Raw genomic sequence first — 14,090 nt, 5'->3', positions numbered from 1 at the left:
CGGGGGACCGACCGATGCGCGTCCGCGACGACGTCCGGACGTTCATCAATGGCTGCCGGACGCCCATTTTCGGAGATTTACGGTCGTTGTGTCCCGCCCCCGTCGACACGGGGCCTAGCGTCCTCCCTCAGGTGGCCGACTCCCCGCGAGCCGTCGTACAGCCGGACGGCACTCGGCCGCCACCGCCGGAAGGTCCTGCGGCGGACCGCTTCCCCGTGCGGCCGCCGCAGGACGCAGGTGCGGCGGCAGGGACGACGGAAGGACGTGGAAGCCCTCGTGGCAGCACACCGGGAACACCGAAAGCCCCGTGGACGCCGGCTCGACGGACCCGCCGCCCGTACCGCGGTCACGCTCGCTCTGGCGGGCGCGGCGGCCACGACCGCGTTCGACGGCACGGGACACGCGGAACCGGTCCTCACCCCCGCGCAGATCCAGGCCGAGGTGGACAAGCTGTACCAGGAGGCGGAGGTCGCCACCGAGAAGCACAACGGCGCCAGGGAACGGGTGGAGAGCGCCCGCAGATCGCTGGACTCGCTGCGCGACGAGGCCGCACGCCGGACCGAGAGTCTCAACACCTCCCGCAACGCCCTCGGTTCCCTCGCCACCGCCCAGTACCGCGACGGCGGCATGGACCCCGGTCTGCGGCTCGCGCTGACCTCCGACCCGGAGGAGTACCTCCGGCGCGCCGCCGTCGCGGAACGGACCGGAGCGCTCCAGGCCGCCGCGGTCTCCGACGTGCGGCGGCAGTTGCGGGATCTCGCACAGCTCAAGGCCCAGGCCGGTGACCGTATCGCCCAACTCGAGGCGCATCGCAAGGAACTGGCCGGCCACAAGGCCGCCGTGCGAAGCAGACTCGCCGCCGCGGAACGCCTGCTGGCCCGGCTGACCGCCGAGCAGCGGGCCCGCTACAACGGCGGCACCGAGTCGGACGGACCGGCGCGGGCGGACCGCGCCGGCACTCCGCGCGGCACCCTGAAGGCCCCGAACAGCCGCGCGGCGCAGGCCGTCGCCTACGCGTACGGAGCGATCGGCAAGCCCTACGTGTGGGGGGCGACGGGCCCCGGGTCCTACGACTGCTCCGGGCTGACCCAGGCCGCCTGGCGTTCCGCCGGGGTCTCACTGCCGCGCACCACGTACACCCAGATCAACGCCGGGGCGCGGGTGCCCCGTTCCCAACTGGCACCGGGTGACCTGGTCTTCTTCTACTCCGGCGTCTCGCACGTCGGCCTCTACATCGGCGGCGGGCAGATGATCCACGCCCCGCGCCCCGGAGCTCCGGTGCGGGTGGCGCCGATCGACCAGATGCCGTTCGCGGGAGCGACCCGCCCCGCGTGACCCGGCGAGCACGGCGGCCCGCCCCTTGAAACCGGCTGTCGCCCCTTAATCCGGTTGCCCGTTCCCCGGGCCGGTGCCACCATCCCGGGGTCCGTTCCAGCCTCGACCAGCAGGAGCCGTACGTGGACCTCGACGTCCAGAACTATGTGCGCACGCTCGCACTCCGCTCACCCGGCCACTTACGTGTGGGCCCCTTCACGGTGCGCTACAACGCCGACTGGCCCATCCCGCCCGTCAATTACGCCGTGCCCGATCATGCCGCCAGTCCGACGGCGGACGACATCCGGGCCCTGATCGAGGTGTTCCGCGAGAAGGAGCGGCTGCCGCGTCTGGAGTTCCTGCCGTCCTGCGCGCCGGACGTCGAACCGGCCCTGCTGGCGGCCGGTTTCACGGTCGAGCGCCGCGCACCGCTGCTCGCCTGTTCTCCCGACGCGCTCGTGACACCGCCGGTGCCGGGGATCACCTTCACCGTCGTGTCGGACGAGGCCGGTTACCGGGCCGCGGCCGGGGTGCAGCATGCCGGATACGGCTTCGAGGGCGAGGCGACGGAGGGCGAGATCGGCGCACTGCGGAACGTGGTGGAGGGCGGCGGCGTCGCGGCTCTGGCCACGGACGACACCGACGGCACCCCGGTCGCGGCCGGCAGCTGCTCGGTCCCGGTCGACGGTCTCTGCGAGCTGACCGGACTCGCGGTCGCCGCGACCCACCGCCGGAGGGGCATCGGCGCGGCGTTCTCCGCGTTCCTGACCGCGAAGGCCTTCGACGCCGGCTGCCGGACCGTGTGGCTGGAGCCCGGCGACGCGGACGTCGAACGGGTCTACGCCGCCGTCGGCTACGTCAGGGTCGGCAACAAGACCGACATGTCCCTGACCTGACGCGGCGGCCGGCGCGTCACACCAGGCGCCGCGCCGTCGCCCACCGGGTGAGCTCGTGCCGGTTGGACAGCTGAAGCTTGCGCAGCACCGCGGACACGTGCGACTCGACCGTCTTCACCGAGATGAAGAGCTGCTTGGCGATCTCCTTGTACGCGTATCCGCGCGCGATGAGCCGAAGCACCTCCCGCTCCCGCTGGGTCAGCCGGTCCAGGTCCTCGTCGACCGGCGGCGCGTCCGTCGAGGCGAAGGCGTCCAGCACGAAGCCGGCCAGCCGCGGCGAGAACACCGCGTCGCCGTCCTGCACCCGGAAGATCGAGTCGACCAGGTCGCTGCCGGTGATCGTCTTGGTGACGTAGCCACGGGCGCCGCCGCGGATGACGCCGATCACGTCCTCCGCCGCGTCGGACACCGAAAGCGCAAGGAACCGCACCGGGTTCTCCGCCGCCGCCATCAGCGAGGCGCAACGCCGCAGCACCTCCACCCCGCCGCCGCCGGGCAGGTGCACGTCGAGAAGGACGACCTCGGGGCGGGTCGCCGTGATCACGGTGACCGCCTGGTCGACGTCGGCGGCCTCCCCCACGACCTCGACGCCCGTGCGCTCGGTCTGCCCGATCTCGGCCTGCACTCCCGTGCGGAACATCCGGTGGTCGTCGACGAGTACGACCCGCACCCGACGTTCTGTGGTCTCTCCGGCCGCCTCGGTCATCCGTCCGCCCTCTCCATCTCGAGCTCCACTTCCGTGCCCCCTCCGGGCACGGAGCGCAGTCGTGCCGTCCCGCCGTTGCGCTGCATGCGCCCGATGATCGACTCCCTGACACCCATCCGGTCCTCCGGTACGGCGTCCAGGTCGAATCCCGGCCCCCGGTCCCGTACGGACACGAAGACCGTACGGCCCTCGACCTCCGCGTACACCTGCACCGCCCCTCCCGCGCCACCGTACTTGGCGGCGTTGACCATCGCTTCGCGGGCGGCCTGCATCTGTGCGCCCAGTTTGTCGTCGAGCGGGCAGTCGCCGACGACGACGACCTCGAGCGGGACCCCGTGCTTGTCCTCGACCTCGGCGGCCGCCTTCTTGACCGCCTCCGCGAGGGTGTCGGGCTCCTCGTCCTCGTCCTTACCGGTGCCCTCCGGCTTGTAGAGCCAGTTTCGCAGCTCGCGTTCCTGGGCGCGGGCGAGCCGGCGCACCTCGCCGGCGTCGTCGGCGTTCCGCTGGATCAGGGTCAGGGTGTGCAGGACGGAGTCGTGGACGTGGGCGGCCACCTCCGCCCGTTCCTGGGCCCGGATGCGCATGGTCCGCTCCTCGGAGAGGTCTTGCGTCATCCGCACCAGCCACGGGCCGGCGAGCAGGGCGACCCCGGCGATGACGGCGACCGCGGCGGTCAGCACATTGCCGAGCTGGGCGGCAGAGCCGCGGACCACCATGAAGACGGTCAGGCCCATGCCGACGAGGGCGACGCCGGCCAGCGCCCTGGCCAGTTGGAGCAGCCGCCGCCGACGGCCCACGTCGGTCCAGCGGGCGCGGCGGGCGTTGTCCGCCTGCCGCCAGACCAGGACCACGCCCGCGCCGATGAGCAGCGTCGGCCAGACGTAGCGGTTGCTGCCGCGCATGTCGACGTTGCCGACGAAGACCGCGGCCCCGAAGAGCAGGGCGACCATCGCGAACAGCTGGCCCTTGTCCGGCTTGCGCAGCCGGCGGCGTCCGTCCGGCGTGGTCTCGAACACCGAGCGCGGTTCCGCCGCCCGGCCGCCGACCCCGAGGGGGACGACGATCCAGAAAACCGCGTAGAGCACGGCGCCCAGGCCGTCGGCCAGGAACAGCCCGAGGAAGACCAGGCGCACCCAGATGACGGGCAGCCCCAGGTGACCGGCCAGACCGCGGGCCACACCGCCGAGCATCCGCCCGTCGGCACTGCGGTACAGCTTGCGCAGAGCCGGCTCCTCGGGCAGCGGGGCGCGCGAGGGGCCGGTGGTTCCGGGCGTGGCGACTGGCATGCACCGATCGTCACACGGCGGAAGGGGACGCGGTATCAGGGTCGTCCCCCAACCGTCCCTGATCCCCAGGATCCCCGGGTGCGCCCCTCGGCCCGAAGGAGGCTCGGAGTGCTGACGGGGACGCCCGGACGCCGTCCCGAGGGGGCTCAGGGACGGAAATCAGGGAACGGCCAGGGTCGGCGCGGCTCCCGCCCCACCCCTCGGCCCGTCACCATGGACCCATGACAGAGCAGCCGACCGTCCCGCCCCCCGAGGCACCCCAGCTGCGCCGCTCCCCGCACCACAAGGTGGTTGCCGGTGTGTGCGGCGGACTGGGCCGCTACTGCGACGTGGACCCGGTGATCTTCCGGATCGCGGTCGGCGTGCTCTCGGTGACCGGCGGAATCGGGCTGATCTTCTACGGCTTCGCCTGGCTGCTGCTCCCCTCGGAGGACGACGAGGAGAACGAGTTCCGCCGGCTGCTGTCGGGCCGGGTCGACGGCGCGTCGCTGACGGCCGTGCTCCTCGCCCTGATCGGCTGCGGGATCTTCCTCTCCATGCTGGGCAACGACAGCGCCCTCTCCTTCGCCGCGCTGCTGTCGCTGGCGGTCACCGGGGCGGCCGTGTGGTCCCAGCGCCGCCGGCTCGCCACGACCGAAGGCGCGCCGATGGACACGGCGACGGCGCACACGGTCGCGGAGGCCCCGCCGGAGACCAAGGCCCCGCCGGTGCCGGAGAGCCCTTCGTGGTGGCGCGACCCGATCGTGAAGGACGGCACGACCGGCCCGGTACCGACCGGCTATCTGTGGGGCCCCGACGCGGCGGTGGCGGACGCCTCGGTGCCGCACGGCCGGGGCGGAAGCGGGTGGGTGCCGCCGCAGAACCGCGGTCCGCGGGGAATCGGCGGCGCGGTTTTCCTCCTGGCACTCGTCGCGGGCGGGCTGGGGACGGGACTGAGCTGGGAGGGGCAGCCCTTGGGCACCGCCCTGCAGATCGGTCTGGTGGCCGCGCTGTCGGTGTTCGGGCTCGGCCTGCTGGTCAGCGCCCTGATTGGCCGCACAGGCTTCGGCACGATCCTGTTGACGCTGGTCACGGCCGGGATGCTCGCCGGCGCCTCGGCGCTGCCGAAGGACATCGGCACGAGCTGGGGCGAGCAGCACTGGCGGCCGGCGACGGTCACCGCCGTCGAGCCGCTCTACGAGCTGGGCACCGGGGTCGGCACCCTCGACCTGTCCGCGCTTTCCGTCCCCGCGGGCGAGGCGGTGTCGACACGGGCCGAGATCGGGGCGGGGCAGCTCAAGGTCGTGCTGCCGAGGGACGCGACGGTGAAGCTGGACGCCGAGGTGGGCGTCGGCGACCTCCGGCTCCCCGGGGACACCCCGAACGACATCGACGTCGGCCCGAGCCAGGACCGCCGGCACACGCTGCCACCGCCCGCCGGGGTCGAGCCGGCGGGCACGCTGGAGCTGAAGCTGGAAGTGGGCATCGGACAGGTGGAGGTGACCCGTGCAGCGTCATGAGTCCGGTGAGGGGGCCGTGCGCCACGGGGCGGACGGGTCCGGTCGCGCGTTCCGGCACGGCTTCCGCCCAGCGAGGTTCGTCGCGGGGCTGTGCGTCCTGACAGTGGCGCTGCTCTACGGCGGGGACGCGGGCGGCGCCTGGCACACGCCCTGGTGGGTGGCGTTCCCCGTGGTCTTCGGCGGCTTCTTCGTGGCGGGCGTGGTGGCCGCCGTGCACTACGGGGTGCGGCGCCGGGCCGCGATCAGCGCGTCGAGGGAGAACAGGGAGGCGCCCGCGAGCACCAACGGCAGCCAGGCCATCAGGTAGGCGAGGTCGTTGCCGTAGTAGTACGGGTCCGTCTGCCAGCTCACCGTCAGCCACAGGCTCAGCGAGATCAGCGCCCCGCCGAGGGCGGCGAGCCGGGCCAGCAGCCCGATCAGGGTGCCGATGCCGACGGCCAGTTCACCGAGGGCCATGGCGTAGCCGAAGCCCTCCGGGTTCTTCAGCGCCAGATCGACGAGCGCCGGCACGGCGGACGAGTCGCGCACGGCGTTCATCATCTCGCCGATGGAACCGGTGCCGGTCGCCGACATGAACGCGCTGTCGGTGAGCTTGTCGAGGCCCGCGTAGATGAACGTGACGCCGAGGAAGACACGCAGCGGCAGCAGGGCGTACCGGCCGGCCCGCTCCCTGAAGCCGCGTGGTCGGTCGTCGTCGGGCGCCCCATGGTCCGCCGTCGCCCGATGAGTGTGTGTCATCGCTGGTCCCCGCCTTCAGTCGACCCGTCGCCCGTCCATACGTACGGCGCGGTCGCGCCGCTCACCAGACTAGTCACAGACCTTGTGACGCACGGGTCCCGAGACACACGGGTGAGGGGCAAGGGGCGACGTCAGTACGTCACTTCGATGAGGCAGCGGTTGCTCTCCACGCCGGCGGCCGTCACCACCTGCACATCGACCTGCCCGGGCTCGACCTCCGCCGGCACCGGCACGGTGAGCACCGTGTCCGTCGGGTTGGCGAACCCGCCGGGCACCGGGATCAGCGGGACGTGCACGTGCACGGCCCCGATGCGGACGACCATGCGCGCCAGCCGGTCGGGGGCGCCCGCGCCCGGCGGGACGAAGCCCGAGCCGCGGAGCTCGATGTCGTCTCCGGTGCGGATCGGTCCGTCCAGGTCACCGGCCTCCCGTGCCCGCACCACCGACATCACCACGGGCCTGCCGCCCTCCGCGTACTTGGCCGCCAGGTACGTCACCGCGGAGACGGCCATCAACAGGACGGCGCCCCACGGCAGCTCGGGCAGCCGCCCGGGGCCGCGCCCGAGCTGCACCAGCGTGTACGTCATGGCGGCGGCGCTCAGCAGCACGTACTGCACATCGGCGAAGGCGGCCCGGCCGTCGTCGTCGCAGACGAGGTCGCGGGGGTGGGGCCGGTCGGCCGGCACCTTCTGCAGCCGCTGGCCCTGGACGCGCACGGCGACGACCCGGCGCACCAGGACGGCGACCGCGCAGACCAGGGCGAGGACGGTCAGCAGGCCGGCGCCCCGGCCGAGGGCCAGGCCGCCGGCGAGGCGGTCGTGGTCCGCGGGTGCGGAGGACCACGCCTGTTGCAGCGCGAGGACCAGCAGCGCGTAGCAGACCACCAGCACCCAGGCGATGGCGACGGAACGTGAGGTGGAGAGCCGGTTGTCCTCACCGGCCAGCGGCGCGAGGAGCCCGCCGCGTGCCCGGTGGGCGTGGGCGCCGGCAGTGAGAGCACCGGCGACGGCCAGCGCGGCGAGCAGTCCCGCCGTACGCGCGCCGGTCCAGCCCGCGCCCATGGCGGTCACCAGTTGGACGGTGGCGAGGACACCGAAGCAGGCCCACACGGCGACGAGTGAACGCAGCCTGAGCCGGCGCAGCCGTGCGCCGTCCGCCTCCCGGCCGCGGTCGGAGACCGTACGGGCGGCCTGGGTCAGCTCGTCCGACACCCACTGGCGCGAGGCGCCGGGCGAGTGGGCCACGCCCGCGGGCAGTCCCTGGCCGGCCGCGAACCCCTCGCGCAGGCCGACGAATTCGGCCACCGCACGCCGGTGGCTCTCGCGCGCGCCGTGCACGCACTCGTCGCACCGTCCCGCTTCCTGCACCGCCACGACCGAACGCCACCTCTCCCGCATCAGGAAGAACAACCGCCTTGTGATGCATGGGAATTGTGCCGCACGCAAGCCGCCGCCACCCCGATGGCCGAGGCCACGCCGGGTGAATCACGACCTCACCGTGTTGACGCCCACTCGTCGGTAGGCGCCCACTCCTCGGCCGACGGCCGGAACGACGACGCCGCCGCTCGGACGAACGAGCGACGGCGTCGGCGTTGAAGTCGGGGAGAGGTCACTCCCACTCGATGGTGCCCGGCGGCTTGCTCGTCACGTCGAGGACCACGCGGTTCACGTCCGCGACCTCGTTGGTGATCCGCGTCGAGATCTTCGCCAGCACCTCGTACGGCATCCGCGTCCAGTCCGCCGTCATGGCGTCCTCGGACGAGACCGGGCGCAGCACGATCGGGTGGCCGTAGGTGCGGCCGTCGCCCTGGACGCCGACGCTGCGGACGTCGGCGAGCAGCACCACGGGGCACTGCCAGATGTCGCGGTCGAGACCGGCCGCCGTGAGCTCCTCGCGGGCGATGGCGTCGGCCTCGCGGAGCAGGTCGAGCCGCTCACGCGTGACCTCACCGACGATGCGGATGCCCAGGCCCGGTCCCGGGAACGGCTGACGCTGGACGATCTCGTCCGGCAGGCCGAGCTCCTGGCCGACCATGCGGACCTCGTCCTTGAACAGCTTGCGCAGCGGCTCGACGAGTTCGAACTCGAGGTCCTCCGGCAGACCGCCGACATTGTGGTGCGACTTGATGTTGGCGGTGCCGGTGCCGCCGCCGGACTCGACGACGTCCGGGTAGAGCGTGCCCTGGACGAGGAACGCGACGTCCTCGCCGCCCGCTGCCTCGGCCACGATCTCGGCCTGCGCCTGCTCGAAGACCCGGATGAACTCGCGCCCGATGATCTTGCGCTTCTCCTCGGGGTCGGAGACCCCGGCCAGCGCCTTGAGGAAACGGTCCGCCGCGTCGACGACCTTCAGCTGCACGCCGGTGGCGGCGACGAAGTCCTTCTCGACCTGCTCCGTCTCGCCCTTGCGCATCAGTCCGTGGTCGACGTACACGCAGGTGAGCTGCGAGCCGATGGCCTTCTGCACGAGCGCCGCGGCGACCGCGGAGTCCACACCGCCGGACAGACCGCAGATCGCGCGCTTGGTGCCCACCTGCGCGCGGATCGCCTCGACCTGCTCCTCGATGACGTTGCCCGTGGTCCAGTTCGGCTCGATGCCGGCGCCGCGGTAGAGGAAGTGCTCGAGGACCTGCTGGCCGTAGGTGGAGTGCATCACCTCGGGGTGGTGCTGCACGCCGTACAGCTTCTTCTCGTCGTTCTCGAAGGCGGCGACCGGCACCACGTCGGTGGACGCGGTGACCGTGAAGCCCTCGGGTGCGGCGGAGCAGGCGTCACCGTGCGACATCCACACCGACTGCTCGTCCGGCGTGCCCTCGAAGAGCGTCGAGCCGCTCTTGGAGACGTGCAGGGGCGTGCGGCCGTACTCCCGCGCGCCGGTGTTGTCGACGGTGCCGCCGAGCGTCGTCGCCATCAGCTGGAAGCCGTAGCACATGCCGAAGACGGGGACCCCGGCCTCGAAGATCGCGCGGTCCAGGCGCGGGGCGCCCTCCGCGTAGACCGAGGAGGGGCCGCCGGAGAGGATGATCGCCCTCGGGTTCTTGGCCAGCATCTCCGCCACCGGCATGGTGGACGGGACGATCTCGCTGTAGACCCGGGCCTCACGGACGCGGCGGGCGATGAGCTGGGCGTACTGGGCACCGAAGTCGACAACGAGGACTACGTCCGGGTTGGAGTGGTCGGCGGCGGCGGAGGGTGCTGCTGGCACTGGTGGCGGCCTTCCGGCGGGGAGAGAGGGTCTGCTTTGTCGATTCTACCGGCGCGCCGGAGATCCCATTTCGTCTCACCATCCGAACCCGGTTTGCCCGGCGCGGCCGGGCCGGGTCCATACTGGCCGCATGCAGAAGCAGCTGACCTTCGTCTTTACCTATGGCACCGGCCCGTCCGGCTGCCATGGTCGTGCTGCCTAGCTTCAGACAGCGACTTTCCAGGCGCCCCGGGCCGACAAGGCCCGGGGCGCTTGTGCATTTCCGGGCCGTGCCGATCCGGGGCCCCACCGATACCCGAGGAGCCCATGAGATGTCCGTCACCGAGACCGAGAAGACCGGCGCCCGCACCGAGACGGCCGCCACGGTGATCACCGGAGCGCGTGAGCGCATCGACGCGCTCGACGACCGGATCATCGGCCTGATCCAGGAACGGATGGCCGTCTCGGCCGTCATCCAGGACGCCCGGATCGCCTCCGGCGGCCGCCGGGTGAACCTGGCGCGCGAGATGGAGGTACTGGGGCACTACAGGGACGCGCTGGGCAAGCCGGGCACGTCGATCGCGATGACGATGCTGGAGCTGTGCCGGGGCCGGATCTGACCGGCCCGGGGTACTCCTGCGTATCTGCGTTCGGGCGCATCCTCACCCGTACGGCGCGTGACGCGCCCCGCCGGTCTTCGTTGGTCCCGTTGTCCGTGCCAGCCAGGGGCGGCCTCGAAGAAAACCACGCGTGGCTCCGCTGGTGCGTGTGACGTACTGCAGGTACGTCGTGGGACCTCGCACCAGCGCGCGTGACCGGTCGGCAGGGGACAGCAGCCCGGTCACCCCAAGCGGTCGGCCCCGGGGACGCCCGGTGCCGGCCGCATCCGGTTCCGACGGTCGCGCACGCCCGTCACCCCGTCCCGTACGACCCGGCACGAGCACGTCCCCTCTCCCCGCGACCCCGTCGCCGACCACGGGACCCACTCTCCGCGTCCCGTCACCGAAGCTCGGACCCGCCCTGCGCTTCCCGTCGCGGCCGGCCGGCGCCCCCTCCCCACGACGCGGTGCGGCCCCCGGCCCCGCGGCCCGCCACCGTTGCGAACTGTCGCCGGTGCGTCCGGAACGATCCGGCCATGGTCACGTCTGTGGCGCACGTCACATAAAGATCCTGTGAGTCGGCGTGCAACCAATCACCCTGGTCACCGGTCATGCATGCGTAACAAGGACCTCAGCTGTTCGCACCCACCGTGGTGCCGGGGGGTCACAACCAGCCTTCGTACCGCGTCCGGCGGTACCCGGACTTCACTGAGGTCTCAATGAAGCTTCGCCGTGCCATGGCCGTCGCCGCCGCGACCGCTGTCATCGCCCCTGCCACGTTCCTGGCGGCGCCGGCCGCGTTCGCGACGGACCCGAGCCCTTCGGCAACGGAGACCACGTCCCCGGCTCCCACCGGGTCCGAGACCGCGTCTCCGTCCCCGACCGGGTCCGAGACCACCTCCCCCGCCCCGACCGGGTCGGAAACCACCTCCCCCGCGCCCACCGGGTCCGAGACCACGTCTCCGTCCCCGACCGGGTCCGAGACCACCTCCCCCTCGCCTTCGCCCTCGACCTCCGCTCCCACCCAGGACCCTGAGGACCCCGAGGAGCCGCCGTACTGCTGGGAGCTGGACGAGAACTGGGAGGAGAAGGCCCTCGACCTCGAGATCAGCGGCCTGCCCGGCAAGATCGTGGCCGGCAGCGGCTGGGAGGAGTTCAACCTCACGATCACCAACAACTCCAAGGCCGACCTCAAGGAGGTCGCCTTCTACGCCGAGGTCGAGAACGACCAGTTCGAAGAGGACAAGTGGCTCAGCAAGCACGTCGAGCTGCAGTTCCGCCTCCCGGGCACCGACCAGTGGGAGCGGATCGGCGACTCGGAGATGGCCGGTGACTACTTCTGGGGCGTCGAGACCATGAAGCCCAAGGACTTCGTGAAGATCGACCTCCGCCTCAACGTGGCCAAGACCGCTCCGGCCGCCGAAAGCTACTCCTTCGGCTCCGGCGGCTACCTGGGCGACGTCGACGGCCAGGAGTGCATCGCGGAGAACGCCGGCGTGTACGCCGACTTCACCGTCCTGAAGCCGGGCTCCCCGAACCCGAACCCGGGCGAGGCCGAGCCGGGTGACGGCGAGGGCAAGGACAAGGGCCCCGACACCAAGCCCCAGGGTGACGTGAAGGAGCTCCCGGTCACCGGCAACCTCGCCGAGACCGGCTCCGACTCGACCCTGCCGGTCATCGGCGCGGTCGGCGGTGTCGCGATCCTCGCCGGCGCCGGTGTCGTCTTCGCGATGAAGCGCCGCCGTGGTGACGCCACCGCGTAACGCCTGAAGCTCAGGCACACAGAGCCACCAAGGCCGCTGCACTCGGAGGGGGGTGCAGCGGCCTTCGTGCGTGCGGAGCGCCCGCGGGGCGCTCAGGCCTCCTGAGGCTTGGGCAGAGCCGCCTGCTCGGAGCCGGCCGTCTTGTCGGCCACCACAGCGGCCGTCTCGTTCGGTTCCGCCGTCTTCTTCGGTCGAACGCTCTTCTGCGGCTCGGCCCTCTTCTCCTGCTCGGCCGTCCTCTTCGGCGGGAGTGTCGGCATGCCGAGGAACGGCAGCTTCAGCGCGCCGAACGCGTCCGCCGGTACGGCCGGGGCCTTGGGCGCGACCGGGGTCAGGCGCTCGTACGCGCGGCCCTGGGCCGGGCGCGGGTCGTCCTCGCCCTTGTTCGGCCAGAACGACATCGCCCGCTCCGCCTGGGCCGTGATGGTCAGCGACGGGTTGACACCGAGGTTCGCCGACACCGCGGAGCCGTCCACGACGGAGATCCCCGGGTGGCCGTACAGCCGGTGGTACGGGTCGATGACGCCGTCCGCCGCCGTGGCGCCGATCGGGCAACCGCCGAGGAAGTGCGCGGTGAGCGGGGTGCCCATCACTTCGCCGATGTTGGAGCCCGCGAAGCCGTTGATCTCCTCGGCGAGCAGGGACGCCGCGCGGGTCGCCTCGGGGATCTGGTTCGGATTGGGGGCGCCGTGGCCCTGGCGGGCGGTGAGCAGTCCCTTGCCGATCCCCTTCGGCTTGCGGTACGTCGTCAGCGAGTTGTCGAGCGACTGCATGACCAGGCCGATGATGGTCCGCTCCGACCAGCGCCGGTTGGACAGGGCGCGGACCGCGAGCAACGGGTGCCTGGCCATGTTGCCGAGCCAGCCGACGACGCGGCCCTTCGCCCGGTAGGGCACCTGAAGGACGGTCATGCCGCCCATCGCGTTCGAGCCCCTCCCGTAGCGCACGGGCTCGATGTGGGTGTTCTCGTCCGGGTGGATCGAGGACGTGATGGCGACGCCACGGGTGAAGTCGACCCGTTCCGCGCCGTGCCGCTTGCGGTAGCGCCGGTTGTCGGTCTGGGCGCCGACCAGCGCCTCCGAGTTGGTGCGGGTCAGCTCGCCGAGCCGTGCGGACAGCCGCGGCAGCAGTCCGCCGTCCTTCATCCGGTGCAGCAGGGTCTGTGTGCCGTACGTGCCGGCGGCGATGACGACGCGGCGGGCCGTGAACGTACGGCCCTTCCCCTTGCGCCTGTTGTCGCTTGGCAGCGTCTTGATCGCGAAACCGCCCCGCGAGTCCTCCGTGACGGCGACCACGGACGTCATCGGGTGCACGGTGGCGCCCGCCTTCTCCGCCAGGTACAGGTAGTTCTCGTTGAGCGTGTTCTTCGCGCCGTGCCGGCAGCCCGTCATGCACTCGCCGCACTCGCTGCACGCCCTGCGGGAGGGACCGGCGCCCCCGAAGTACGGGTCGGCCACCTCTTGGCCGGGCTTGGCCCGCACCGTCCCGTCGGCGTCGTCGCCGTCCCCGAAGAACACCCCGACGGGCGCCATGTGGAAGCTGTCCCCGACGCCCATGGCCTCCGCGGTCGCCTTCAGATGGACGTCGGAGGGGGTCATCGTCGGGTTGAGCCGCACGCCGAGCATGCGCCGGGCCTGGTCGTAATAGGGCTTCAGCTCCTCCTGCCAGTCCGTGATGTCCTTCCACTGCGGGTCGTTGAAGAACGGCGCGGGCGGCACGTAGAGCGTGTTCGCGTAGTTGAGGGAGCCGCCGCCCACGCCCGCTCCCGCCAGCACCATCACGTTCCCGAGCAGGTGGATGCGCTGGATGCCGAAGAGGCCGAGGGCCGGTGCCCAGAGGTAGTTGCGCAGGTCCCAGGAGTTCTTGGGCAGGGACTCGCGGGTGAAGCGGCGGCCCGCCTCCAGGACGCCGACCCGGTAGCCCTTCTCGGTCAGTCGGAGGGCGGACACGGAGCCGCCGAAGCCGGAGCCGACGACGATCACGTCGTAGTCGTACCGCGTGTCGTCGTCCGCGGCCCGGTTTCGGGCAGGGGATACCTCGGACATGGCTCTCCTCATGAAGGTGCGGGGGTGCGGGTGCGGGTCGCGGGGGCCCTCGGACCGGACG

12 protein-coding genes are annotated in these 14,090 nt (G+C 72.0%); 6 read left to right on the top strand and 6 right to left on the bottom strand.

The window, feature by feature from the left end; translation table 11 throughout:
* Positions 1-276: 276 nt before the first annotated feature.
* Positions 277-1,335: an NlpC/P60 family protein gene (locus ACTMTU_RS13645; protein WP_441263746.1), complete on the top strand. Its 1,059-nt coding sequence runs from the start codon at positions 277-279 to the stop codon at positions 1,333-1,335.
* Between the two features lie 122 nt (positions 1,336-1,457).
* A complete protein-coding gene (locus ACTMTU_RS13640) occupies positions 1,458-2,210 on the top strand; it encodes a GNAT family N-acetyltransferase (RefSeq protein WP_441263745.1) in 753 nt (250 codons plus the stop codon).
* A gap of 16 nt (positions 2,211-2,226) precedes the next feature.
* Here ACTMTU_RS13640 and ACTMTU_RS13635 read toward each other — a convergent pair whose 3' ends face one another.
* Positions 2,227-2,916 carry a LuxR C-terminal-related transcriptional regulator gene (locus ACTMTU_RS13635; RefSeq protein ID WP_307707843.1) on the bottom strand — a complete coding sequence of 230 codons (690 nt, stop codon included), beginning with the start codon at positions 2,914-2,916 and terminating at the stop codon, positions 2,227-2,229.
* The gene (locus tag ACTMTU_RS13630; protein WP_159688413.1) at positions 2,913-4,202 is read right to left on the bottom strand and encodes an ATP-binding protein; all 1,290 of its coding nucleotides are present in this window, start codon (positions 4,200-4,202) and stop codon (positions 2,913-2,915) included. The genes ACTMTU_RS13635 and ACTMTU_RS13630 overlap by 4 nt, the downstream gene beginning before the upstream one ends.
* A 221-nt stretch (positions 4,203-4,423) precedes the next feature.
* Between ACTMTU_RS13630 and ACTMTU_RS13625 the strand changes: the two genes are divergently transcribed.
* Both ACTMTU_RS13625 and ACTMTU_RS13620 read left to right on the top strand, forming a co-directional pair.
* Positions 4,424-5,701 (top strand): PspC domain-containing protein, encoded by a 1,278-nt coding sequence (locus tag ACTMTU_RS13625; RefSeq protein WP_441263744.1) that lies wholly within the window; start codon positions 4,424-4,426, stop codon positions 5,699-5,701.
* The gene (locus tag ACTMTU_RS13620) at positions 5,688-6,008 is read left to right on the top strand and encodes a hypothetical protein (protein WP_441263743.1); all 321 of its coding nucleotides are present in this window, start codon (positions 5,688-5,690) and stop codon (positions 6,006-6,008) included. Before ACTMTU_RS13625 ends, ACTMTU_RS13620 begins: the two co-directional genes overlap by 14 nt.
* Here ACTMTU_RS13620 and ACTMTU_RS13615 read toward each other — a convergent pair.
* The 3 genes from ACTMTU_RS13615 to guaA all read right to left on the bottom strand — a co-directional run bounded on the left by ACTMTU_RS13615 (position 5,918) and on the right by guaA (position 9,643).
* Entirely contained in the window at positions 5,918-6,439 is a 522-nt protein-coding gene (locus tag ACTMTU_RS13615) for a DoxX family protein (protein ID WP_441263742.1), read from the bottom strand. The genes ACTMTU_RS13620 and ACTMTU_RS13615 overlap by 91 nt on opposite strands.
* Before the next feature lie 131 nt (positions 6,440-6,570).
* On the bottom strand, positions 6,571-7,836 hold the full coding sequence (locus ACTMTU_RS13610) for a hypothetical protein (protein WP_441263741.1): 1,266 nt from the start codon (positions 7,834-7,836) through the stop codon (positions 6,571-6,573).
* A 211-nt stretch (positions 7,837-8,047) separates the two neighbouring features.
* Entirely contained in the window at positions 8,048-9,643 is a 1,596-nt protein-coding gene (gene guaA / locus ACTMTU_RS13605; protein WP_307707838.1) for a glutamine-hydrolyzing GMP synthase, read from the bottom strand.
* A 311-nt stretch (positions 9,644-9,954) separates the two neighbouring features.
* Between guaA and ACTMTU_RS13600 the strand changes: the two genes are divergently transcribed.
* Both ACTMTU_RS13600 and ACTMTU_RS13595 read left to right on the top strand, forming a co-directional pair.
* Complete coding sequence (locus ACTMTU_RS13600; protein ID WP_208545425.1) at positions 9,955-10,242, top strand: chorismate mutase; 288 nt, start codon at positions 9,955-9,957, stop codon at positions 10,240-10,242.
* Between the two features lie 698 nt (positions 10,243-10,940).
* Positions 10,941-11,984, top strand: coding sequence for an LAETG motif-containing sortase-dependent surface protein (locus tag ACTMTU_RS13595; protein WP_441263740.1), 1,044 nt, complete (start codon positions 10,941-10,943; stop codon positions 11,982-11,984).
* 92 nt (positions 11,985-12,076) lie between these two features.
* Here ACTMTU_RS13595 and ACTMTU_RS13590 read toward each other — a convergent pair whose 3' ends face one another.
* Positions 12,077-14,029 (bottom strand): GMC oxidoreductase, encoded by a 1,953-nt coding sequence (locus ACTMTU_RS13590; protein WP_441263739.1) that lies wholly within the window; start codon positions 14,027-14,029, stop codon positions 12,077-12,079.
* Positions 14,030-14,090 lie beyond the last annotated feature (61 nt).

The sequence above is a fragment of the Streptomyces sp. OZ13 genome (assembly GCF_052068155.1).
Taxonomy (GTDB): Bacteria; Actinomycetota; Actinomycetes; order Streptomycetales; family Streptomycetaceae; genus Streptomyces.
Note: the sequence above shows the minus strand (reverse complement) of the source record. Positions and strands in the feature narration are given on the sequence as shown.